This is a genomic window from Flavivirga aquatica (genome assembly GCF_001747085.1).
Lineage (GTDB): Bacteria > Bacteroidota > Bacteroidia > Flavobacteriales > Flavobacteriaceae > Algibacter_C > Algibacter_C aquatica.
In genome coordinates, this window is sequence record NZ_MDJD01000054.1 from 880,745 (window position 1) to 905,502 (window position 24,758).

Annotated in this window: 24 protein-coding genes; 14 read left to right on the forward strand and 10 right to left on the reverse strand. The window is 31.3% G+C overall.

The window, feature by feature from the left end; translation table 11 throughout:
- Nucleotides 1-62: 62 nt before the first annotated feature.
- The 4 genes from era to A8C32_RS18075 form a co-directional block, all read right to left on the reverse strand.
- Nucleotides 63-944, reverse strand: a complete 882-nt coding sequence (era, locus tag A8C32_RS18060) for a GTPase Era (protein ID WP_069831784.1) — start codon at nucleotides 942-944, stop codon at nucleotides 63-65.
- A gap of 150 nt (nucleotides 945-1,094) precedes the next feature.
- Nucleotides 1,095-1,793, reverse strand: a complete 699-nt coding sequence (gene bamJ / locus A8C32_RS18065) for a BamJ family beta-barrel-assembly machinery protein (RefSeq protein ID WP_276205033.1) — start codon at nucleotides 1,791-1,793, stop codon at nucleotides 1,095-1,097.
- Between the two features lie 230 nt (nucleotides 1,794-2,023).
- Nucleotides 2,024-2,692 carry a bifunctional 4-hydroxy-2-oxoglutarate aldolase/2-dehydro-3-deoxy-phosphogluconate aldolase gene (locus A8C32_RS18070; RefSeq protein WP_069831786.1) on the reverse strand — a complete coding sequence of 223 codons (669 nt, stop codon included), beginning with the start codon at nucleotides 2,690-2,692 and terminating at the stop codon, nucleotides 2,024-2,026.
- A gap of 89 nt (nucleotides 2,693-2,781) precedes the next feature.
- Entirely contained in the window at nucleotides 2,782-3,828 is a 1,047-nt protein-coding gene (locus tag A8C32_RS18075; RefSeq protein WP_069831787.1) for a sugar kinase, read from the reverse strand.
- A 154-nt stretch (nucleotides 3,829-3,982) separates the two neighbouring features.
- On the opposite strand from A8C32_RS18075, the gene A8C32_RS18080 reads away from it, so the two are divergent.
- Nucleotides 3,983-5,014, forward strand: coding sequence for a LacI family DNA-binding transcriptional regulator (locus tag A8C32_RS18080; protein ID WP_069831788.1), 1,032 nt, complete (start codon nucleotides 3,983-3,985; stop codon nucleotides 5,012-5,014).
- Between the two features lie 46 nt (nucleotides 5,015-5,060).
- Here the strand turns inward: A8C32_RS18080 and A8C32_RS18085 are convergent, their stop codons facing one another.
- From A8C32_RS18085 to A8C32_RS18100, 4 genes are all read right to left on the reverse strand, one after another.
- Nucleotides 5,061-5,945 (reverse strand): AraC family transcriptional regulator, encoded by an 885-nt coding sequence (locus A8C32_RS18085; RefSeq protein ID WP_069832096.1) that lies wholly within the window; start codon nucleotides 5,943-5,945, stop codon nucleotides 5,061-5,063.
- An 89-nt stretch (nucleotides 5,946-6,034) separates the two neighbouring features.
- On the reverse strand, nucleotides 6,035-7,084 hold the full coding sequence (locus tag A8C32_RS18090) for a flavin monoamine oxidase family protein (protein WP_069831789.1): 1,050 nt from the start codon (nucleotides 7,082-7,084) through the stop codon (nucleotides 6,035-6,037).
- Nucleotides 7,085-7,155: 71 nt separating this feature from the next.
- Nucleotides 7,156-7,905 (reverse strand): SDR family NAD(P)-dependent oxidoreductase, encoded by a 750-nt coding sequence (locus A8C32_RS18095; protein WP_069831790.1) that lies wholly within the window; start codon nucleotides 7,903-7,905, stop codon nucleotides 7,156-7,158.
- A gap of 592 nt (nucleotides 7,906-8,497) precedes the next feature.
- Nucleotides 8,498-8,773, reverse strand: a complete 276-nt coding sequence (locus A8C32_RS18100) for a heavy-metal-associated domain-containing protein (protein WP_069831791.1) — start codon at nucleotides 8,771-8,773, stop codon at nucleotides 8,498-8,500.
- A 151-nt stretch (nucleotides 8,774-8,924) separates the two neighbouring features.
- Here A8C32_RS18100 and A8C32_RS18105 point away from each other — a divergent pair, with 151 nt between their 5' ends.
- Together A8C32_RS18105 and pdxH are read left to right on the forward strand one after the other, a co-directional pair.
- A complete protein-coding gene (locus tag A8C32_RS18105; RefSeq protein ID WP_069831792.1) occupies nucleotides 8,925-9,755 on the forward strand; it encodes a universal stress protein in 831 nt (276 codons plus the stop codon).
- 220 nt (nucleotides 9,756-9,975) lie between these two features.
- Nucleotides 9,976-10,596, forward strand: a complete 621-nt coding sequence (gene pdxH / locus A8C32_RS18110; protein ID WP_069831793.1) for a pyridoxamine 5'-phosphate oxidase — start codon at nucleotides 9,976-9,978, stop codon at nucleotides 10,594-10,596.
- Between the two features lie 71 nt (nucleotides 10,597-10,667).
- Here the strand turns inward: pdxH and A8C32_RS18115 are convergent, their stop codons facing one another.
- Nucleotides 10,668-11,369: a Crp/Fnr family transcriptional regulator gene (locus tag A8C32_RS18115; RefSeq protein ID WP_069831794.1), complete on the reverse strand. Its 702-nt coding sequence runs from the start codon at nucleotides 11,367-11,369 to the stop codon at nucleotides 10,668-10,670.
- 303 nt (nucleotides 11,370-11,672) lie between these two features.
- On the opposite strand from A8C32_RS18115, the gene A8C32_RS18120 reads away from it, so the two are divergent.
- From A8C32_RS18120 to A8C32_RS20800, 11 genes are all read left to right on the forward strand, one after another.
- A complete protein-coding gene (locus A8C32_RS18120; protein ID WP_069831795.1) occupies nucleotides 11,673-14,096 on the forward strand; it encodes a heavy metal translocating P-type ATPase in 2,424 nt (807 codons plus the stop codon).
- Between the two features lie 8 nt (nucleotides 14,097-14,104).
- Nucleotides 14,105-14,494: a hypothetical protein gene (locus tag A8C32_RS18125; RefSeq protein ID WP_069831796.1), complete on the forward strand. Its 390-nt coding sequence runs from the start codon at nucleotides 14,105-14,107 to the stop codon at nucleotides 14,492-14,494.
- A gap of 66 nt (nucleotides 14,495-14,560) precedes the next feature.
- Nucleotides 14,561-16,372, forward strand: coding sequence for a hypothetical protein (locus A8C32_RS18130; RefSeq protein ID WP_083253420.1), 1,812 nt, complete (start codon nucleotides 14,561-14,563; stop codon nucleotides 16,370-16,372).
- Between the two features lie 111 nt (nucleotides 16,373-16,483).
- Nucleotides 16,484-16,681: a cbb3-type cytochrome oxidase assembly protein CcoS gene (gene ccoS / locus A8C32_RS18135; RefSeq protein WP_069831798.1), complete on the forward strand. Its 198-nt coding sequence runs from the start codon at nucleotides 16,484-16,486 to the stop codon at nucleotides 16,679-16,681.
- Nucleotides 16,682-16,699: 18 nt separating this feature from the next.
- Entirely contained in the window at nucleotides 16,700-18,904 is a 2,205-nt protein-coding gene (gene ccoN / locus A8C32_RS18140; RefSeq protein ID WP_069831799.1) for a cytochrome-c oxidase, cbb3-type subunit I, read from the forward strand.
- Between the two features lie 4 nt (nucleotides 18,905-18,908).
- A complete protein-coding gene (locus tag A8C32_RS18145; protein ID WP_069831800.1) occupies nucleotides 18,909-19,106 on the forward strand; it encodes a CcoQ/FixQ family Cbb3-type cytochrome c oxidase assembly chaperone in 198 nt (65 codons plus the stop codon).
- A complete protein-coding gene (locus A8C32_RS18150; RefSeq protein ID WP_069831801.1) occupies nucleotides 19,103-20,059 on the forward strand; it encodes a cbb3-type cytochrome c oxidase N-terminal domain-containing protein in 957 nt (318 codons plus the stop codon). The genes A8C32_RS18145 and A8C32_RS18150 overlap by 4 nt, the downstream gene beginning before the upstream one ends.
- Nucleotides 20,060-20,089: 30 nt before the next feature.
- Nucleotides 20,090-21,511 carry a cytochrome c oxidase accessory protein CcoG gene (ccoG, locus tag A8C32_RS18155; RefSeq protein WP_069831802.1) on the forward strand — a complete coding sequence of 474 codons (1,422 nt, stop codon included), beginning with the start codon at nucleotides 20,090-20,092 and terminating at the stop codon, nucleotides 21,509-21,511.
- A gap of 275 nt (nucleotides 21,512-21,786) precedes the next feature.
- Nucleotides 21,787-22,233 carry a FixH family protein gene (locus A8C32_RS18160; protein WP_069831803.1) on the forward strand — a complete coding sequence of 149 codons (447 nt, stop codon included), beginning with the start codon at nucleotides 21,787-21,789 and terminating at the stop codon, nucleotides 22,231-22,233.
- A 2-nt stretch (nucleotides 22,234-22,235) separates the two neighbouring features.
- Nucleotides 22,236-22,943 carry a sulfite exporter TauE/SafE family protein gene (locus A8C32_RS18165; protein WP_069831804.1) on the forward strand — a complete coding sequence of 236 codons (708 nt, stop codon included), beginning with the start codon at nucleotides 22,236-22,238 and terminating at the stop codon, nucleotides 22,941-22,943.
- 20 nt (nucleotides 22,944-22,963) lie between these two features.
- Entirely contained in the window at nucleotides 22,964-23,116 is a 153-nt protein-coding gene (locus A8C32_RS20800; RefSeq protein ID WP_165605863.1) for a hypothetical protein, read from the forward strand.
- A gap of 78 nt (nucleotides 23,117-23,194) precedes the next feature.
- Here A8C32_RS20800 and hemN read toward each other — a convergent pair whose 3' ends face one another.
- Nucleotides 23,195-24,556: an oxygen-independent coproporphyrinogen III oxidase gene (hemN, locus tag A8C32_RS18170; protein WP_069831805.1), complete on the reverse strand. Its 1,362-nt coding sequence runs from the start codon at nucleotides 24,554-24,556 to the stop codon at nucleotides 23,195-23,197.
- Nucleotides 24,557-24,758: the final 202 nt, after the last annotated feature.

The window sequence follows — 24,758 nt, forward strand, 5'->3', positions numbered from 1 at the left end:
CAAATATGAAACCTAAACTTTATGTTAATGTTACCTAATCAAAAAACTATCATTAGCTTTTACTAATTATTATAACCAAAACGCTTTAACTGATTTTGATTACTTCGCCAGTTTTTATTCACTTTAACATATAATTCTAAATGAATTTGCTTGCCAAAAAAAGCCTCTAAATCTTTTCTAGCTTCTATACCTACGCGTTTTAATGCATTTCCTTTATGACCAATTATAATACCTTTTTGAGTTTCTCGCTCTACCATAATAACCGAGCGTATTCTAATAATTTTTTCTTCCTCAAAAAACTCTTCTGTTTCTATCTCTACAGCATATGGTATTTCTTTTTTATAATGAAGAAGAATTTTTTCTCGTATGGTTTCATTTATAAAAAAGCGTTCTGGCTTGTCTGTTAATTGATCTTTTGGATAAAAAGGAGGTGACTCTGGCAGCAATTCAATAATTCTATCAAATACTTCCTTTACTTGAAAGCCTTGTAAAGCCGAAATTGGAATAATTTCTGCCTCTGGTACTTTTTGTGCCCACAATTGTACCTGATTTTCCAACTGCTCTTGGTCTGATATATCTATTTTATTTAATAATAATAAAACGGGAATCTTTGAATTTGTAATTTTTTTAAAGAAAGTCTCATCTTTTAATGCTTGCTCTCCTATTTCGACCATATAAATCAAAACATCTGCATCTTCAAAAGCAGATTTAACAAAGCCCATCATAGACTCTTGTAACTGATAAGCTGGTTTTATAATTCCCGGAGTATCACTTAAAACAACTTGAAAATTATCACCATTTACTATTCCTAGAATACGATGTCTTGTTGTTTGGGCTTTTGAAGTTATAATAGATAATTTCTCTCCTACAAAGGCATTCATTAATGTAGATTTCCCTACATTAGGATTTCCTATAATATTTACAAAACCTGCTTTATGGTTCATTTTCTTTTTATTTAAGATATTGCAAAGTTACAATCTTGAATTGTTAATACCACTAATCGATTAAATTTACTGTAATAAAAAATATCATATACAAAAAAACAGGAAGCTAAGCTTCCTGTTTTAAATATTTTAAAGTAAATAAAACTTATATTACTTTACTATTTCAATTAATTCTACATCAAAAATTAATGCTGCGTAAGGCTTAATTGCTCCTCCTGGTCTAGGGTTAGCGCCATATGCTAATTCTTGAGGAATAAAGAATTTATATTTTGAACCTACAGACATTAATTGTAAACCTTCTGTCCATCCTTTTATAACTTGAGTAACACCAAATTCAGCTGGAGTACCTCTATCTACAGAACTATCAAATACAGTTCCATCAATTAATGTACCATGGTAGTGTACTTTTACTTTAGACTCTGTTGTTGGTTTCTCTCCATTTCCTTCATTAAGAACTATATATTGTAAACCACTTTCTGTTGTTTTAACACCAGCTTTAGTTTTATTTTCTTCTAAAAACTTAACACCTACTTCTTGGTTTTTCTTCCCTTCTTCTTCAAGCTTAGCAGCTTCTTCTTGTTGTTTTTTCTGGAAGTAAGCTCTAACTATTGCTTGAGCTTTTGCTTCTTCTAATAAAATATTAGTAGAATCTGAAACATTAGAATACCCTTGAACGAAAAAATCATTATCAAATTCAGTAAAAGTAGCTTTTACATTTTTTGCCACATCCATCCCTATAGCATAACTAACAGAGTCTAACTGAGTTTTTAATGGCTTATTTGTAACGCCACCTTCTTTATTACAAGATGCTGCTAGCATAGTTATTGTTGCTAGACTTAAAAATTTCATTATTTTCATTTTTAGTTTATTTTTATTTAATTCTTTTTTTATTACGATGCCAAAAGTAACAAATTTATAGTCAGTAAAAAAGAAAAAAAAAGACTACTAAACTTAGTTCCATTTTATATCGAACTACTATAGCTCATTTCTCATTAAAACCATGTAAATCAATATGTAAAAATAAAAAGAGCCACATAACTGTAGCTCTTAATTTAATCTTAGCTTTGTTAATAAGCTAATTATTTTCTAACCGATTTTACTATGGCTAATGCTTTTTTAACATCCTCCTCTAACTTAGCATAATCTTGATTAGCTATAATTTCTTTTGAAATTAATTTAGATCCCATACCAACACAAGTAACGCCTGCATCAAACCATCCTTTTAAATTCTCTTCTGTTGGCGAAACACCTCCTGTAGGCATAACGCTTGTCCATGGTTGTGGTCCTTTAATTCCCTTTACAAATTGTGGCCCATAGATATCCCCTGGGAATAATTTTACTATCTCACAACCTAATTCCTCAGCTCTTGTTATTTCTGTTAAGGTTCCACATCCTGGAGACCAAAGTACTTTTTTACGGTTACAAGCAATAGCAATGTCTTCTCTTAATACTGGAGTTACTATAAAGTTGGCTCCTAAAGCCATATATAATGAAGCTGCTGCACCATCGGTTACAGAACCAACGCCCATAATCATTCCTGGTAATTCAGCAATTGCGTATTTTGTTAATTCTCCAAAAACTTCATGAGCAAAGTCTCCACGGGCTGTAAACTCCATTAAACGTGCACCACCATCATAACATGCTTTTAATACCTTTTTACTTAGCTCTAAATCATTATTAAAAAACAAAGGAATCATCCCTGTATCTTTCATTGCTTGAGCAACTTCTAATCTTGTAAATTGTGCCATTTTATTAAATGTTTAATTGTTGATTCGTGTAGTTGTTGAACTGTTAAACCTATTAAATGACTCAACAGATCAACAATTAAACACTTATATTATCTAGCTACACGACCTGATGCGTCGCCACCCATTAATTTTTGAACTTCTTCTACTGTTACTAAGTTAGCATCACCTTTTATAGTGTGTTTTAAACATGATGCAGCTACAGCAAAATCTAAAGCGTTTTGATCATCTTCTGGGTATTTTAATAATCCGTAGATTAAACCTCCCATAAAAGAATCTCCTCCACCTACTCTATCTACGATATCTGTAATTTGGTATTGGCGTGTTTCATACATTTTTTTACCATCATATAAAACTCCAGCCCATGTATTATGAGATGCAGAAATAGATCCTCTTAAAGTTGTGATTACCTTTTTAGCTTTTGGAAATTTATCCATCATTTGCTTACAAACAGATAGGAAAGCTTCTGCTTTTACATCATGCCCTTGAGTTGTAATATCTAAACCTTCTGGTTTAATGTTAAAGTGTTTCTCAGCATCTTCTTCATTTCCTAAAACAACATCACAATAAGATGTTAAATCTGTCATTACAGATTCTCTGTGTGCATCGCCACAATAGTTCCATAATTTAGCACGATAGTTTAAATCTGTAGAAATTGTAATTCCTTTTTCACTAGCGGCTTTTACAGCTTCTAAGCAAACATCTGCAGCTCCTTGAGAAATTGCTGGAGTAATACCTGTCCAGTGAAACCACTCAACACCATCAAAAACAGCATCCCAATCAATCATTCCTGATTCAATCTCAGCAATAGCAGAATGTGCTCTATCATAAACAACTTTACTACCTCTTGAAACTGCTCCAGTTTCTAAAAAATAAATACCTAAACGGTCACCTCCATAAACAATCTTGTCTACACCAACACCTCTTTTACGCATTTCCATCATAGCACATTCTCCAATATCATTCTTTGGTAAACGCGTTACAAAATCTACAGGAACACCATAATTAGCTAGTGATACTGCTACGTTTGACTCTCCTCCTCCATAAACTACATCAAAATTGTTAGCTTGAGAAAATCTTAAAAATCCTTGAGGTGCTAAGCGTAGCATAATTTCCCCAAAAGTGACTACTTTTTTCATTTTTAAATTATTAATTAGTTTTAATACCTATTTGCTTAAACGTTTAAGCATATTGCTTTAAATAAAATCAAAACAGTTAAAGAGTTAGCTATTTTGATTATAAAAACTAAGATGTTATATTTGCTTAAACGTTTAAGCACAAATATATAAAAATTTGACTAATAAAAAAAAAGCGACTATAAAAGATATTGCTAACGTCTTAAACATATCTCCGGCGGCTGTATCAAAAGCGCTTCATGACGACTCTCGAATAAGCACAAAAACAAAAGAGGCCGTTAAAAAAGTGGCTAAAGATTTAAATTATCAACCCAATCACCTAGCTAGTGCATTACGAAAAGGGAAGAGTCATTTAGTTGGTGTTATTGTTCCCAGAACTAATAGTAACTTCTTTTCTTCTGTAATTCAAAACATTGAAGAAGTTTTAAATAAGGAAGGTTATAATATCATTATAACACAATCCAATGAATCTTATAAAAAAGAGTGCAATAATATTGATACTTTATTATTTACTCAAGTTGATGGTATTATAGCTTCAATGGCTAATGAAACTATTGATTTAGAGTATTATAAAAAAGTAAAATCGAAAGGTATTCCTTTAATTTTATTTGACCGTGGTGAAAACGATTTAAATGTCGATTATATTGGTATTAATGATTATGATAGTAGCCATATGATTGTTGAACATCTGGTGAAACAAGGTTGTAAACGTATTGCTCATATTGGTGGCTACAAACATACCCGTATTTTTAATAATAGAATTAGAGGCTATGTTGATGCCTTAAAAAAATACGACTTACCTCTTGACAATGAACTTCTTATAGAGAGTAGTTTGACTATTAAAGATGGAAGAGAAAAAATGTTGCAACTACTAAGCCTTAAAAATAGACCTGATGCTGTTTATGTTGCTGGAGATTATGCAGCACTAGGTGCTCTTCAAATATTAAACGAACAACATATTAATATGCCCAAAGATATGGCCTTAGTTGGTTTTGGAAATGAACCTTTTACTTCAATGGTTACTCCTACAATTTCTAGTATTAATCAACATAGTGCTGAAATAGGAAAACTAGCTGCTAAAACATTTTTAGAACACGCAAAAAAGGCAACTATAAAACAATCTTTAAATAAAATAATTTTAGATGCTGAATTGATTGTTAGGGATTCTTCTAGTATTATTAAAAAGTAGTAATTCTCAAAGTAATTATCTGTTCCTGAATTTATTTAAGAAATACCTACTTATATAAAGTTCCTTTTCTGTAACTTTTAGGAGAAACCCCTACATATCTTTTAAAAAACTTAACAAAATAAGATGCGTCTTCAAAACCTACTTTAAACGCTATTTCACCTATCTGTAAAGAAGTAAATCGAAGTAATCGCTTTGCTTCTAGAATAATTCTTTCTGATATTAACTTAGATGCAGATTTACCTGTTACGGCATTAGTAATGGTTGTAAGTGTCTTTGATGAAATACTAAGCAGTTTAGCATAATCATTTACAGAAACCCCTTTATTATAGTTTTCTTCTATAAGCTCTTTATACTTGGCAAATTGAAGTTCGTAATGATTATTAAATTGAAGATGAATATTCTCATCATTTCTATGTATGCGCTCTAGACTTATAAGTAATGATTTTAATGAAAAGCGTATAACCTCTTCATACCCAAAAGCGCCTTTACTAGAAAGTTCTTTTCTAATTAGATTAATATAAGATGTTGCTGTTATTACTGTTTCTTTATCAATTACATAGCAAGGGTTTTCTCGTGAGTTGAATACATTATATTTTAAAAAGACATCGACATCATTATGCATAAAAAAACTCTCATTAAAATGAATAAGCCACCCTTGCACATCTAGATTACTATCAAAAGCGTGAATATGATCTTTAGAAATGAATAGAATTGTATTTTTTTTAATCTTATAGGTTTTAAAATCTACAATATGTTCGCCTCCATCTTCAAAAAACCAAATGATTTGATAATAACTATGTGAATGAGCTATAGTTGCTTTTTCACCATGCTTCTTGAGATACCCATTTAAATTATATACTTCAAACTGAAGTTTTTCTGGGTGCTTTCTATGAAGATGATATTTTTCTATCTTAGTATTAAGATTTTTCACTTGGCTTCTTATAATTAATTTTTTTAAAAATAAGGAATCTCTAGGCTTCACACCTTAAAACATATCAAATATTTAAAGCGTTATTTTTATTAAGATTTACTTAATAGGTTTTTAGCTGCTTTAACACCACTATATACAGCTCCATCCATATAACCGCCATATACAGAAGAAGTTTCCGTTCCTGAAAAAAGTACTTTTCCATTCAAATAAAAACTTTCAAATTTTGAATTTCCATAACGGGGACTCATATAAATAGATTTGATTGTTTCACATGAAGTATTTCTATCTTTCGACCAATCTTTTTCTTTATATGTTATATAATCAAGAACTTCTTCTCCTAAATGTTTTTGTAAATAGTTTAAAACTTTTGTTTTGCGCTCAACTTTAGAGACATCTCTTAATCCTTCATTTATAAAACCCATTAATGCGTGCGTTTTTTCATTTACATCACTATGATCATATAATTCTGTAACGGCTCCTGTTTGACCAATAATCATTCCTGACATATATTTATGTCTCCAAAATGGTGACCTAAAGGTAAGACCTACTTTTATAGCATTACTCATCCAAGTATGAGTATTGTTTATTGTCTTAATTAACGACTCTGGTAATTCTGGATTAAATAAAATACGTGGTGCAATACGTGGTGGTATGGTAATTATTATTTTTTCTGCTTTATACCGCCCTTTATTAGTTGTAAGTAGTACGCCATCTTTTTCCTCTTTAATTTCTAAAACCGTAGTAGCTGTTTTTATTTTAGTCTCAATACCCGAAGCAAGGGCATTAATCATTGCCATAGAACCACCAACTACTCTAAAAGCTGATGGAGTATTGGAATCTTTCTCAAAATAATGTGCTGGCCCCATAGTATTATATACTAAAACACTTTTTCCTTTACTGTATTGGTGAAACTTATCAATATTTAAATTATTAATTAGATCTATTACATTTTCATGATCGTTTTGAAACCAAGTAGCACCAAAATCAATCTCGTTTTCTGTTAAGATACGTCCTCCAATACGATCTCTAGATTCTAAAACAAAAAAATCAGTTTCACCTTGCCTATTTAGTACATAAGCAGAAGTGAGTCCTGAGAGACCTGCTCCAACTATAATATATTTAGCCTTATTATTTGTCATTAATTTCTTTTTAAACACCTACACTAAAAGCTACTACGTTTTTAAACTATATAAATATACTACAATAATATTTAGTTTCTCCCAGACATTACACCTCCATCTGTATCCCATATAGCTCCAGTTACCCATCCCGCTTTATCAGAAAGTAAATAAGAAATTGTATCTGCGACATCTTGTGCTTTTCCATTGCGACCTATTGGATGAAATCCATGAAAGTTTTGTAATGCATCTTGAGTTTCTTGTTTTCCGCCAAAAACACTTTCGTAAACTGGGGTTTCTACAACTGCTGGAGACACTGCATTAACTCTAATTTTATGATCTGCTAATTCCATTGCAAGGTGTTGTGTTAATGAATGTAAACCTGCTTTTTGCATAGAATATGCAGACGATGGTGTTGCTTTCACGGCTTGTTTAGCCCACATAGATCCTACATTAACGATAACACCTCCACCTGTCGCGCTCATTTTTTTAGCTGCAGATTGTGTAATAAAAAAGAACCCCCTATTTAAATCTTGATATGAATCGTAATCTGCTACAGTATGGTCTAAAAACGATTTTGGAGCAAAAATCCCTGATGCATTTACTAGATAATCTAAATTATCAAATTCATTAATTCTTTCATTTAAAGTTGCTACTTCTGCTGTATTTGTAATATTTACTTTATGCGTAATTAAATCTCCTACAGCCTCGTTTTTAAACACTTGTAATTTAGTCTCATTTGTACCTATTACATGTACTTTAACTCCTTGTTCCAATAAATTTTTCGCTGTTGCTTTTCCTATACCACTACTTCCTCCTATAATTAATGCTCTTTTACTCATAATATATATTTAAATAATTGTCACCTTAACAAAGGTATATATCTAATATATTGGCAAATAGTAATAAAAAGAGAATAAATGGTAATTTTAAGAAACCTGTATTAAATACTAAAATCATATAATCAACTAATTGATTTTGAAGCATAAAAAAGACATCCTTTTAAAAGCAGTCTCTTCCGTTCTTTTAATTTTTGAATATACTCTATTCTGTAGGTGTAAAACTAATATCTTTACTTAAAATAAATTTATCTAACTCAAAACCATCTTCAGGCATAGAAAAAGTTATTTTACTAAATCTACCTGTTAGGCATTAAATTTTACAACACAAAAAAGAAAAAAAACCATAAAATGTTATTTAGATTATACGCTTTGTAATTCTGTTTCATAAAAATAGGTTAATTAAAATTGGGATTATATAACCTAATATAAAATCATCTTGACTTTTTATTTTTAACCAAAAATCAGTGAGAATTTGTTCAGATAAAGTTATTTTTGCTACCACTTGAATACTGCAATATCTAATTTCATCCCCTTTAAAAGCTACCATAAACACATTATTTATAGCTACATGATGAATTTAAACATAAAACAATTACTTAGAGTTATTTATTTTACCTACAGCACAATTAACGTAAGACTTTGCCCTACTAACAATAGTATTAGGATCTCCTGTTATTGGATATCCCATATCTGCCAGTTCCATACGTAATCCCTCCATAGCGTTATGAGTTGCATAATCAAAACTCACATGACTCGTAGTAATATCTACCTCAACATTAGAGATACCTTCTACTTTATTTAATTTAATTATTACTGCATTTTTACAACCATCGCATTTCATATTCTGTATGCTTACTGTGGTTCTCATTATTATCTTATTTAGATCGTAAACTTAAGAGGTATACCAACTATAAAAAATGATTTATATCAGTTTTACAAAAAAACAGAATGACTTTTATCATCTTTTCCATAGAAGAAAGCTGGTACTTTTGTCCTATAAACCCAATAAACCTATACCTATGAAAACTATAATTGTACCTATAGACTTCTCAAAATATTCTGAAAACGCATTAAAAGTAGCTGCTCAACTTGCTAAAGAACAAAATGCAGAAATTGTGGCTGTACACATGATGGGCTTAAGTGATGCCAATTTTATAAAAGGAGACAATGCTATGGAGGAGGGCATGTTTTTTATTAAACTTACACAAAAACGTTTTAACAAATTTCTAGATAAAGAATATTTAGAAGGTATTACTATTCATCAAACAGTAAAAAATTACAAGATTTTTAGCGAATTAGATGATATTTCAAAAGAGTACAAAGGAGACCTTATAGTAATGGGATCTCATGGTAGTAGTGGACTTCAAGAAGTATTTGTTGGCTCCAACACAGAAAAAGTAGTCCGTAGCGCAAGTGTTCCTGTACTCGTTATTAAAGAAGATGATGATTTCACCGTTACTAAGTCTGTTCTTGCTTGCAATTTTAAATTAGAAAGTATTGAGGTTTTTAAGAAAGCTATTAACCTTTTTAAACTCTTAAATATTGAAATAAAACTGCTCTATGTAAACCTTCCTGGAGAAAACTATAAGAGTACATCACAAATTGAAGAGCAAATTTTAGATTTTATAACTCACTTAGATAAGGCATATAAAATCTCACTAAAAGACGTTACGGTTTTTAATGATTTTTCTGTTGAACTTGGTGTTTTTAACTATGCAGAAAAAGTAAATGCAAATATCATTGCTATTCCTACACATGGACGCCAAGGACTAGCTCATTTCTTTTCGGGGAGTATTAGTGAAGATATTGTAAATCATTCCAAAATACCTGTTGTAACATTTAAAATTTAAAAAATCTATATTGAATTTATCTTGACTTTTTATTTTTAACCTAAAATGAGTAAAAATTTGTTCCGATAAAGTTATTTTAAAAGGCATAGTATCTCTACGCATGAGAAAACAACTAAAATATTGGCGAATTTTGAACATTTTTTAGAAAATAGAAAAAGTCAAGATAAGTTCATTAATAAAACCTCAATACATAAACTTAATAAACTAATTTTTGATAACAATGGGACCAAATAAAAACATAGAAGCCGATTACAACCCAATGCAACAATTTCAAAAATGGTTTTATGAAGCAGATAATTTGTATCATGAGCGCGAGCCAAATGCTATGTCTATAACCACAATAGGTATCGATAATTACCCTAAAAGTAGAATGGTACTATTAAAAAAGTACACATGGGAAGGTTTTGTTTTTTATACCAATTACAAAAGTGATAAAGCAATTGCTATTAATATAAACCCAAAAGTTAATATATTATTTAATTGGGGAAATTCTGGTAGAATGATACAAGTCTATGGAATTGCTTCAAAAATTACTAGAACAGAATCTGAGAATTATTTTGACCTGAGACCTAGAGGTAGTAAAATAAGTGCTTGGGCATCTCAACAAAGTAAACCTGTTGCATCAAGAATTGTTTTAGAAAAACAATTAGAAACCTATGAAAGACAATTTAAAAATAAAGAAATACCTAAACCAGAATATTGGGGTGGTTTCATAGTAAAACCTAAAGAGTTTCACTTTTTTGAAGCTAATTTTGGAGGTATTCGCTTGCATGAAAGCTATAGATTACAAGAAGATTATTCTTGGTCTAAAAACACAGAACTTAATTTAACTATTCATTAATACTATATAGGCAGGTATAAATAATAATAATAGATAAATAAAAGTAATAGATCCATCTGATTTTGAGAAAACTAAAAACCTTCTATTAATCTATATAAAGCTTTATCATCTTCTATTTTAATACGCTTTCCGTCTGTAATAATCCAACCTTCTTTTTTAAAACTTGTTAGCGTACGAATACATGCTTCTTTAGCAGCACCTACAACATTAGCAATATCTTCACGACTAAGTGTCATAGCAATATAACCTTCTTCGTCTGTTTTAAAATTCTTTTCTAGATACCTTAAGGTTTCGGCTATACGTTGTTTTACACTTTTTTGAGCCATATTAACAATAACATCATCTGCAAATTTAAGATCCTCTGCCATTTGAACCAGAATAGCTTTTGTAAAAGCTACATTATTGCTAATATTATCCGTAAGATGATTTTTAGAGATATAACAAACTTCCATATCATTAAGAGCCACAGCACTTAAGTTTGTTTTTTCTTCAGCAATTACAGAACGTTGACCAAGAACTTCACCTTTAGTAGCTATTTTAACTATTTGGTCTTTACCATTGTCACTCATCTTAGATAACTTGGAAACACCATTTCGCACACAAAAAACACCATTAAGTTTTTCTCCCTCTTCAAAAATAACATCTCCTTTCTTTATAGACTTTGTCACTTTAGTATCCGAGATTAGTTTAAGCTCTTCTTTACTTAATGCTTTGAGTGAATTTAATTGTCTTATAATACAATTTTCACATCGCCCTTCTTGGTGATCTTCCATAGATTTAAACTAATATAATTATACAAATGTAGTAGAAGTAAAATTAGTACCAAAACATTTAAACCTCAATAGAACACTAATAACTAACAATCAAATAGTTATATATAAATAAATAATATAAATATTACAATAAAAAACACTTTCATTAAAAAAACTTTCTTAAAATAAGATTTAACCTTCAATTGTTTTTAATTATAATTTAAAAATTTTTAGGGTGACAAAAGTCATCTTTTAAGGGTAGATATTTATTCAATTTTGCTTTAGGTATAATAGACTTTATAAGTCTGAGCAAATTAAATAACTATGGAAAATTGTTTCCATTGTGGTGACGAGTGCAGGAATACTGTAATCTCACATCATGGCAAATCATTTTGTTGTCATGGCTGCAAAACTGTTTTTGATATTCTTAACGATAATAACCTCTCATATTATTACGACCTTGAGCGTGCACCAGGTATGTCTCCTATTGAACAAGAGGGGAAGTTTGAGTTTCTAAAAAACGAGGAAATAGTCACCAAACTTCTGGAGTTTAATGAACAAGGCACGCAAGTCGTTTCATTATTAATCCCCTCAATTCACTGCAGCTCTTGCATTTGGGTTCTCGAAAATTTAAATAAGCTTAATTCAGCAATTAAAACTGCACAAGTTAATTTCCCAAAAAAGACAGTTAGAATCACCTTTTCTTCAAAATCATTAACACTTCAAAATCTAGCTATTCTACTTTCAAGAATAGGCTACGAACCCTATATATCATTAGATGATATAACCGAAAATAAATCACACATAGACCGAAGTTTAATTTATAAACTAGGTGTTGCTGGTTTTGCTTTTGGTAATATTATGTTCCTCTCATTCCCAGAGTATTTTGAAGTTAATGAATTTTGGTTAGAAAAGTTTAAACACATTTTCCGTTGGTTAATATTTGCTTTTGCTGTTCCTGTTGCAGTTTACTCAGGTCGAGATTATTTTATATCTGCGTATAAAGGTTTACGTTCAAAAATATTAAACATTGATGTTCCTATAGCTATTGGTATTTCGGTATTATTTATTCGTTCTACTATTGAGATTGTAATGAATTGGGGTACTGGTTTTTTTGATAGTATGGTTGGACTTGTATTTTTCCTTTTACTTGGTAAGTTCTTTCAGCAAAAAACCTATGCCTTCCTCTCATTTGAACGTGACTACAAGTCTTATTTCCCTATAGCCGTTACTCGATTAACACGAAATAAAGACAAATCTACTTTAGAAACATCAAAAACCGAAGAACAAGTACAAGTATACAAACTTGTAAAAGGAGATAGAATTTTAATTAGAAATTCAGAATTATTACCTGTAGACTCCATTCTTATTAAAGGAACTGCTTTAATAGATTATAGTTTTGTAACAGGTGAAGCAGAACCTGTTACAAAAAAATCTGGTGATCAATTATTTGCTGGAGGTCACCAACAAGCTGGCTCTATAGAAGTTGAAGTTTTAAAACCTATAGAACAAAGTTATTTAACACAATTATGGTCTAACGAGATCTTTAGTAAAAATAAACAAAGTGTATTTGAGTCTTTAACAGATAATATTAGTAAGCGTTTTACAATTAGTCTATTATCTATTGCAATTATAGCAACCACTATTTGGTTATTTATTGATATACCTATTGCATTAAATGTATTTACAGCCGTACTTATTGTTGCTTGCCCATGTGCCATTGCACTAGCCGCTCCTTTTACTTTAGGGAATTTACTACGCATTTTTGGTCGTTATAAACTTTATATAAAAGACAGTTCAATTATTGAGCAATTAACACATATTGATACGGTCGTTTTTGATAAAACAGGAACACTTACTACCAATACTAAAAATACAATTACTTACGAAGGCATCTCTTTAAACAAAGAAGAACAATCTTTATTAACAAGTACACTTCGTGCTTCAAACCATCCCCTAAGTCGCTCTTTATATGATATTTTAGACAAAAACAACATCCAAACACTTGACGATTTTAAAGAAGACATTGGTCAAGGTATTACAGGTGTAATTAATAATCGTAGTATTAAAGTTGGAGCTTACGGATTTGTTGATTCTAAACAAGAAAAAACAAATAAACAAACCCACAAAAGAACAGCTGTCCATATTAGCACAAATAACAAATACAAAGGGTGTTACGTATTTTACAACGAATACAGAAATGGAGTAAAAACCGTATTTGACCAATTGAAGACTTCTAAAAAAATAGTCATTCTCTCTGGTGATAATGATGGAGAAAAAGAACACCTCTCCAAATTACTTCCCAAAAATACCACGCTACTTTTCAACCAAAAGCCAGAAGACAAACTCAACTACATTAAGCAACAACAAAAAAAAGGAAGAAATGTACTTATGATAGGAGATGGTCTTAACGATGCAGGAGCACTTGCGCAAAGTAATGTAGGCATTTCTATCTCAGAAAACATTAATGTATTCTCACCTGCTTGCGATGGAATTTTAGATGCTTCAAAATTTCAAGATATTCCAAAATTTTTATCGCTTTCACAAAAAGGAACACAAATCATTAAATACGCATTTATCTTTTCGTTATTCTATAATTTAATTGGTTTAGCATTTGCTCTCACTGGAAATCTAGCTCCTGTAATAGCTGCCATTCTAATGCCTTTAAGCTCTATAAGTATTGTTGTATTTACTACAATAGCCACTTATCTTTCAGGAAAACAACTCCATAAACCAACCTATAAATAATCAGTACCATGAATACAGTTATAAACCATTTTACAAATCAAAATAATCTTGCTGGTTTTGTTTTTGCTTCAGAACAACTCACTATTCAAGAAATGGTTTTAAAATTCTATGAACAAGTTTCAAACAAAGGAGAAAAGACATGTTCGTTTGTAAAAAACTTTAAAAAACAACTAAAACACATTAAGCAAAATATGTACGAACACCTTTTTTCAAATTGCGAAACTATCATATTACAATTACGTAAAATAACAGTAAAAATAGTAGAAGCTATAATGGAATGTGAGCGCCTTTTTAAAACTAAAAAAGAAACTATAAAAACATCAAAAAACAAAATGCTTGAAGACTTACAACAACTACGTCTGGATGTTTCCATGATCCGATTATACCTTGAAGTCTAATTATATCCTCCTTGTAATTTACAATATAACAATAGCCCTAAAATATAACTAAAACATATAAGTATAATGCAAAAACATTCATTTCACATACCAGTAATGGGCATTGGCTTTACAGCAGATACACCTGCAAAAGTTGCTCATTTAGGAATTGATTCTGTGATTTCTTTAGTAGATGATGAATTACTAGAAAAATTAAGAAAAGTATATTCCGAAAATTTAAAACTTCCATTTACAGAAATTAAAAGCTCTTTTGAAGATTTTAGAGCTAAGCGTATTACATCGTATTTAAATTTAATTCAAACCATTGCTGAAGAAAAATTTAATACCATAAAAAACATAAATGAAGACTATAGTAAAGACCTAAAACAATACTTGTCTTTATTACCTAATAGCGCACAATTAAAAGCAAAGTTTAAAAAGTTTTATGAAAGCACATCAAATAAAGATGCTATTAAAAAATGGTTAGATGATACACTTTCTATGGGTAGCATTGATGTTAACATCATGACCAAAGTAGATAAAGAAAATTATCAAGATGGCGAAAAACTAGACAATACTTATAATGATGCTCATGCTGCCTTAAGAGGTTTTGCTAAAAGTAACTTAAACTCATCACTAGTGTTATCGGCAGGTATGAACCCCCGTTTATATGGTTATATTGAAACTTTTGAAGATTTTTATCCTGATGAAAACGGTGTAATAAAAAAGAAAATTGTTCTTAAAGTAAGTGATTACCGCTCTGCTTTAATTCAAGGAAAATTTTTAGCCAAAAAAGGTATTTGGGTTTCAGAATTTCGTATTGAATCAGGGTTAAATTGTGGTGGTCATGCTTTTGCTACAGATGGGTATTTAATGGGTCCCATTTTAGCTCAATTTAGAGACTCCAAACAAGAATTAACTAAAACTTTATATGATATTTTAAAAAAGGCTTTAATCCAAAAAGGAAAACCCGAACCAAATACCATATTACCAATTAAAATTAGTGCTCAAGGAGGTGTAGGCACCACAGAAGAGCATCAATTTTTACAGGAACACTATAATGTAGATTCTGTAGGCTGGGGAAGCCCATTTTTATTAGTACCAGAAGCAACCTTAGTGGATACTCCTACTCGTGAAAAACTAGAAAAAGCTCAAGAAAAAGATATTTACCTAAGCGATATCTCCCCTTTAGGCATTCCTTTTAATAATTTAAGAGGCAACACTAAGGATGCAGAAAAAGAAGCATACATTAACAAAGGGAGACCTGGTAGTTCTTGTCCTAAAAAGTTTGTGAGTTTAAACAAAGAATTTGACGAAAAAGGACTATGTACAGCTTCACGCCAATATCAATTTTTAAAATTGAAAGCATTAGATGAAAAAGGGCTTCCTAAAAAAGAATACGAAAAACAATTTAATAAAATCACAGAAAAATCATGTACTTGTGTTGGTTTAGGAACAGCCGCTTTATTAGTAAATAATATAGACACTAAGGTAGAAGGCTCTGGTGTATCTATTTGTCCAGGACCAAACCTAGCCTATTTTTCAAAGACCATGAAACTTAAAGAAATGGTAGATCACATTTACCATAAAAATAATGTTATAGATCGTAAAGACCGTCCTAACATATTCATTAAAGAATTAAGTATTTACATGGAATATTTAAAAAAACAAATAGATGAACATAAAGAAAACCTTAATATAAAACAGCATAAATATTTATCTGTTTTTATAAAAAACATGATAGAAGGCGTGTCTTATTACCAACAACTTTTCTCTCAAGAAATTAATGTTTTTAAAACATTAAAATCGGTAATTTTTAATGTTTTAGAAAAAGAAAAAAACACCCTTCTAATTTATCAAAATCAAATTAATTATTTAAACCCTAAAAAACAACTTTAAATGAGTTGTTTTAATATGATTTTCAACAACTAACAAACCCCTCTAAAGTTGATAAAAATCATCTTTTTTTAAAATCATCAACAGTAATTTTGCTATATAATCCAGGTAGGTATGAGTATTATTTATATGCTTTTGGCAATTAGTGTCATTGTAGCACTTATCTTTTTTGCTGCTTTTATTTTTTCAGTAAAAAAGGGACAGTACGATGACACCTATACACCATCAATTAGAATGCTCTTTGAAGATGAAATTGTCAAAGAACACACAACTCCTACCCAACCAAAAACAACAAAAAATAATCATTCTTAAATGATTTACTAATTAACTATGGAAGTACAACAATTTTATTACGACAACAAAATCGTACGTAAATTCATCGTCGCTACTATGTTCTGGGGCATTATAGGGATGAGTGTAGGCTTACTATTAGCCTTTATGTTTTTATTCCCCAACCTCACAGACGGCATATCTTGGCTAAGCTTTGGGCGTCTACGTCCTTTACATACCAACGCCGTTATTTTTGCTTTTGTAGGCAATGCTATTTTTGCTGGTGTATATTACTCTACACAACGCCTTCTTAAAGCACGTATGTGGAAAGACTGGCTTAGCAACCTAAATTTTTGGGGATGGCAAGCCATTATTATTGGAGCCGCAATTACCTTACCATTAGGCTATACAACATCAAAAGAATATGCCGAATTAGAATGGCCTTTTGATATTGCTATTGCTTTAATCTGGGTAGCCTTTGGCGCCAACTTAATTGGTACTATTTTAAAAAGGAGACAACGCCACCTATATGTTGCTATTTGGTTTTATTTAGGAACCTTTGTAACCGTAGCTGTGCTCCATATTGTAAATAGTATGGAATTACCTATTAGTGCATTAAAAAGTTATTCCATGTATGCAGGTGTACAAGATGCCTTAGTACAATGGTGGTACGGTCATAACGCAGTAGCATTTTTCTTGACGACACCTTTCTTAGGGCTCATGTATTATTTTGTTCCTAAAGCAGCAAACAGACCTGTATATTCATATAGACTTTCTATTGTACACTTTTGGTCATTAATTTTTATATACATCTGGGCAGGACCTCATCACTTATTATATTCAGCACTACCAGATTGGGCACAAAACTTAGGAGTAGCCTTCTCAATAATGTTAATTGCACCTTCTTGGGGAGGTATGATTAATGGACTTTTAACCCTACGTGGAGCTTGGGATAAAGTACGTACAGATCCTGTTTTAAAATTTATGGTTGTCGCTATTACTGGTTATGGTATGGCTACTTTTGAAGGCCCAATGTTATCACTTAAAAACGTTAATGCCATTGCACACTTTAGCGACTGGGTAATTGCCCACGTTCATGTAGGCGCATTAGCCTGGAATGGATTTCTAACTTTTGGTATGGTATATTGGATGGTTCCTAAATTATTCAAAACAACACTTTGGTCTAATAAATTAGCAAATGCTCATTTCTGGATAGGCACACTAGGTATTATATTATACGCATTGCCTATGTATGTTGCTGGATTTGTACAAGCTTCTATGTGGAAACAATTCAATCCAGATGGCACATTAACTTACGGTAATTTCTTAGAAACTGTTAGTGAAATTATTCCAATGTACTGGATGCGCGCTATAGGAGGAACCATGTTTATAGTTGGTGCTTTAATAGGTGTGTATAACATTATTATGACTGCTCGCTCTGGACAAAAAGTAACTGATGAATTAGCTGAGGCTACACCACTTCAAAAAGTAACTAAACAACGTACTAGTAAAGAAGGGTATCATACTTGGTTAGAAAGACGACCAGTAAAATTAACCATTTTCGCTACCATTGCTATCTTAATTGGAGGCATGGTACAGATTATTCCATCATTAATAGTAGATGATTATGTGCCTGTTATTTCAAGCGTAAAACCATACTCCCCTTTAGAATTAGAAGGTCGTGATATCTACATAAGAGAAAGTTGTGTCTCTTGTCACTCACAAATGGTTCGTCCATTTAGAAGTGAAGTTGAACGTTATGGCGAATACTCTAAAGCTGGTGAGTATGTATATGACCACCCATTCTTATGGGGAAGTAAACGTACTGGGCCAGACCTTATGCGTATAGGAGGAAAATATAGTGACAATTGGCACTTAAATCACTTCTACGATCCTCAAAGTACTTCATCTGGCTCTATAATGCCTTCATACAAATGGTTAATTAAAAATAAACTAGACAAAGGTAGTACAGAAACTAAGATGAAAGCCATGGTAACATTAGGAGTACCTTACACAGATGACGATATTGCACGTGCTCAAGAATGGATGACAGCTCAAGGAACCGAAATTGAGAAAAACCTATATAACGATCCAGACTTCGCTAAAACTTATGAGGCAGATAAAAAATATGCTAAAGATAATGGTGAAGAATTCATAGAAATGCGTAATCGAGAAGTCGTAGCATTAATTGCCTACATACAACGCCTAGGAACAGATATTAAAATTAAAAACGCAAAAGATACTGCGTCTAACGTAAACGAATAAGGCCATGCTAAAATTTATAAAAGGAAACTTAGAAAACATAGATAGAGTTGAAATTTATCCTATTATCTCGCTATTAATATTCTTCATCTTTTTTGCAGCACTATTCTGGTGGGTATTCACTGCTAAAAAAGCACACATACAATCGGTAAGTAACATCCCGTTAGATGATGCTACTATAACTTTAAACGACTCAAAATTATGAGAACAATAGCATCTTATTTAAGAGTACTAGGTTTTTCGGTTTTAGGATACCTCTTTCTTGATTTTATAGGTTCGACAGGAGAAACTTCTATCTTCATAGAGCAACCTTGGGTATGGGTAGTTTTAGGAGTATTAATCCTTTTTCATATCGCAGGAGAAATCTGCGCAGCTGCTTTAAAAAGCATTTTGTATAGAGCTTTAAATCCCGAAGCAAAAATAAAGTACGATAAAAAAATTGCTTTCGAGAAAGCAAATAAATTTAAGTGGTTTCGAGAAACGTACAAGAAAATGCTAGGTAGTAAAGCTATTGAAGAAGAAGATGAAATTATACTCGATCATAACTATGATGGTATTAAAGAACTGGATAATAACCTCCCGCCTTGGTGGGTATACAGCTTCTATGCAACTATCATTTTTGCCATAATTTATATGGTTCGTTTTGAAGTTTTTAATGATTACAATCAAGATGAAGAATATGAAATTGAAGTAACAGAAGCTAAAAGACAGATAGAGGAATGGAAAAAAACAGCTAAAGATTTAGTTGATGTAAATACTGTAATATTACTTACTGATGCTTCAGATTTAAAAGCAGGACAAACTATTTTCAACAATAACTGTGTTGCTTGTCATAAAACTGACGGAGGTGGTGGAATTGGCCCTAATTTAACTGATGAATACTGGATTCTAGGAGGTGGTATTAAAAATGTATTTAATACTATTTCTGAAGGTGGTCGCGATGGTAAAGGTATGATTGCATGGAAAACAGACCTCAAACCTGCCGAAATAGCCCAAGTTGCCAGTTATGTACTAAGTTTTCAAGGCACTACTCCTGCCGAACCTAAAGAAGCTCAAGGAGAAATCTGGGTAAATCCAGAAGCACCTGACGAAACAAAAGAAACAATACCTGTTATTACAAATGACTCTACAGCAATTCAAGTTACATCAAATCAATAATTAGCAAAAAACAGATCCTACTCATTCATTATGGCAGAACAAGGGCAAGATAATTTTAGAGATACTATAGGCACGCTTAGCGAAGATGGGAAGCGTGCTTGGGTATTCCCTAAAAAACCTGATGGAAAATGGTATGAGTACCGTAAATATGTAAGTTACGCACTATTAGTTTTTTTGTTTTCTGCTCCATTTATTAAAATTAGCGGTAACCAATTCTTGATGTTTAATGTATTAGAACGTCGTTTTAATATTTTTGGTTTTCCTTTCTGGCCACAGGACTTTCACTTATTCGTAATTATGATACTAGTGGGAGTCGTTTTTATTATTCTATTTACTGTTGCCTTTGGTCGTCTATTTTGTGGATGGATATGCCCACAAACCATTTTTATGGAAATGGTTTTTCGTCGTATTGAATACTGGATTGATGGGGACAGAGGCAAACAAATTCGATTAAAAAAAATGCCATGGAATGCCGAAAAGATAAAAAAGAGAACTTTTAAATGGAGTATTTTCTTTATCATTTCATTCCTTATTGCGAATGTATTCCTAGCCTATCTTATTGGTAGCGATCAATTGATTCGTTACATCACAGATGGGCCTCTAAAACACATTAGTACATTAATATCTCTTTTAATTTTTACAAGTGTCTTTTACTTTGTATTTGCATGGTTTAGAGAGCAAGTATGCATTATTGCTTGTCCTTACGGAAGGTTGCAAGGTGTACTATTAGATAATAAATCCATTGTAGTTGCTTACGACCATAAACGTGGTGAAAAAGAAAAAGGAAGAGCTAAATTCAAAAAAAATGAAGATAGAGATTCTACTGGCAAAGGAGATTGCATTGATTGTTTTCAATGTGTTAACGTGTGTCCTACGGGTATTGACATTAGAAATGGTACACAATTAGAATGTGTTAATTGCACTGCTTGTATCGATGTTTGCGACCACATGATGGAAAGTGTCAATCTACAAAAAGGATTGATACGTTATACCAGCGAAAACAACATTGAAAAGAAAGAAAAATTCAAGTTTACACCACGATTAAAAGGGTATATGGTAGTACTTGGAATGCTTACTACTATACTCATTGGAATGCTCTTTTTACGAAATGATATTGAAGCTCATATTTTAAGATTACCAGGACAATTATACGAACGTAAGGCAGATAATATTATTAGTAATGTATACACCTTTAAATTAGTCAACAAAACAATAGACGACATTGAAAATGTGCATTTTAAACTTTTGTCTCACAAAGGCATTATCAAACTTGTATCTCACAATAATTTTAAAGTTGATGGACAAGGTCTTGCAGAAGGCACCTTATTTATTGAAGTAAATGCAAGTGCACTTAAAGGAGATAAAGATAGATTAGAAATAGGTGTATACAGTGGGAATCATTTAATAGAAACCACTACTACAGCCTTTTTAGGGCCAAGGAATTATAAATAAAAAATATCTATATCATTAATTTGAAAATATAAAACCAAAAAATTGAATACAACTAAAAAGAAAAAATGTTGCGAAGGATGTAAAAAAGGGCAACTAGGACAAAATCCAACCTGTAAAACGAAATTAATGATAGAGAAACTAGAACAGAACAGAGAAACCATTAATAACAAGTGAGTTATCAAAAATAATATATATAAATAGTTTCTTTTTTAGTTTATCAAGTCAATTTATTAATCAACCATTTTGAAATACATTTGGTATAAAACGGAATAGTTATGAAATGGAATTGGGGAAAAAGTCTTGTTGTTGGAATGCTCGCTTTTATGAGCTTTATTATGTACTTCGTAATAACAATGAGTACAGACAAAAAATACAAACACGACTTAGTAACTGAAGAGTATTACGCCAAAGAAATGGCATATCAAACAGAAATTGATGCAGAAACTAACACATATAATCTAAAAGAAAGAATAGAAAACAGAAAAACTCAAGAAGGCTGGTTAATAACTTTTCCTAAAGAGTTAGAAACTTCAAAAATTAAAGGAAGAGTGTTCCTATATAGACCGTCTAACCAGAAACTGGATTTTGACTTACCTATAGTCCTTTCCGGGTCTAATTTGCTCGTACCTGACAACAAGATGGTTGGCGGTCGTTGGAACATTACTATTGAATTTAAATACAACGAAGAAAATTACTTGTACAAAAAATCTATTATTTATTAATCATGCTATACTCTGCCCTCATATTTGGTTTATTAGGTAGTTTTCACTGCGTGGGAATGTGCGGACCTATTGCTTTTTTATTACCGGTAGATCGTAAAAACCCTAAAAAACGATTTTTTCAATTATTAAGTTATCATATTGGTCGGGTTTTTATGTATGCCATATTAGGTTTAATTTTTGGTCTAGTAGGCAAAAGTTTAAACTTGTTTGGGGTACAACAGCAATTATCTATTGGCATAGGCATACTTATGATTACCATTATCTTAATCCCATCAAAATTGTTTAATCGTTATAATTTCTCTAAACCTATCTATAAAGTTGTTAGTAAAATAAAAAACGGAATTGGTAATAAACTTAAAAATAAAAACTCTAGAACCTTTTTTACTATAGGTTACCTTAACGGACTACTACCTTGCGGTTTAGTATACATGGCAATTTTTGGGGCTATTGCCACAGGTAATGCTTTGCAAGGTAGTTTATATATGTTAATTTTTGGATCAGGCACTATACCTCTTATGACTACAGCTATTTATTTAGGTAATTTTTTAACAGGAAAAGTTAAACAACGTATTTTAAAAATAATACCTGTTTTTGTATTTATTGTAGGCTTACTATTTATTTTAAGAGGTTTAGGATTAGGTATCCCTTATGTTTCACCTTCTAAAATGGTAACCATTGAACAGGTATCTCCTAAACACCATTGTCATTAATAATTATTAAACTCTAAAATATGAAAAATCTAATAATACCTTTAGTTAACTGGGGCATAGGAACCATTTTTATTGGCGTATTTGCTTTGGTTTGTGTTGTACTAGCTCTTGTTGTATACAATATGGCTAATAGCGATAAAAAAAATAACGATTCTAATGATCTTGATATATAAATTTTAAACTTAATTAAAAACAAAAAAAGGAAAGCTTTTACACTTTCCTTTTCCCCATCTATTAACTATTTAATTAACCTAAACTGTCATTGAAAAAAGTTTTGTTTCTGGCTTTTTACGTTGTAAACGCATATCAAAAGGCAAACACACATTCCTTACAAAAGGACGCCCTTTTTCAGTTACAGTTATCTTTTTAGAGTCGACCTCTATAAGCTCGTCTCTCTCTAGCTCTTTTAGTTTTATTAATACATCTGAAAGTTCTGGAAACCATAATGAAGGGTCTTCCCATGAGGTTTCAAATGTACACATCAAATTGAGGATATGTTTACGTATAATTAAATCTTCTGAAGTGAGAATATGTCCCCTAAAAACAGGCAGTATATTATCCTCTATTAAATTTTGATATTCTTCTATATTCTTTACATTTTGGGCAAAACTATACCAACTATCACTTATTGCAGAAACCCCTAACCCAATCATAACTTGTGTTTTACTTGAGTTATACCCCATAAAATTACGGTGTATTTCACCACTTTCTTGAGCAATGTATAATGTATCTGTTTTTAAAGCAAAGTGATCCATTCCTATTTCTACATAACCCGCTTCTATAAGCATCTTTTTACCTAACTCATACTGCACTCGCTTTAAATCTGCACTAGGTAAATCTTCTTCTTTAAATCCTCTTTGTCCATTGCCTTTCATCCATGGTACATGCGCATAACTATAAAATGCAATTCGGTCTGGACGTAACGTGATAGTCTTATTTATAGTATTAATCACATCGTCTTGTGTTTGAAATGGTAACCCATAAATAATATCGTGCCCTACCGAATTATAGCCTTCTTCTCTAGCCTCTTTAGTGGCTCTTAATACGTTTTCATAGGGTTGTATTCTATTTATTGCTTTTTGTACTGTTAAATTATAATCCTGTACACCATAACACACTCGATTAAAGCCTTTTTTTGCTAATGTTTTTAAGTGCTCTTTTGTGGTATTATTTGGATGACCTTCAAAACTTAATTCACAATTTTCAGCCTTACTACCTATTGTAAAAATGCCATGAAGTAACCTGTTTAAATGTTCTGGCGAAAAAAATGTAGGTGTTCCTCCTCCTAAATGTAATTGTTTAATTTTTGGTTTTTCATTAAACAGCTCATAATACATTATAAATTCCTTAATAACAGATTTTATATAGGGAACTTCTACATCATGATTTTTTGTGATGCGCTTATTGCATCCACAAAACGTACACATACTTTCGCAATATGGTAAATGAATATATAAACTAATCCCCTCTTTAGTATTACTCTCTAAAAAACTTGCTTGTAATGTTTCTTTCCAAGCATGTAATGAAAAAGTTTCTTCATTCCAATAGGGAACCGTAGGGTAACTTGTATATCTAGGTCCAGCCACATTATATTTTGAAATAAGTGTACTCATAAACTTTTTACTTTAAAGAATAACCTTGTGAATATTACGATTTAGTGTTTCTTTTATATTTTCAAAAGTATATGGTAGTAAGTAAATAAAAGCTGATTTTTATCAGCTTTAGTAAAATATCTATGTATTATAGAGAGGTATTATTTTTAGATACTTAAGTTAAAATAATTTATTTTTTACTACCCAAAAGCCATACTTAACA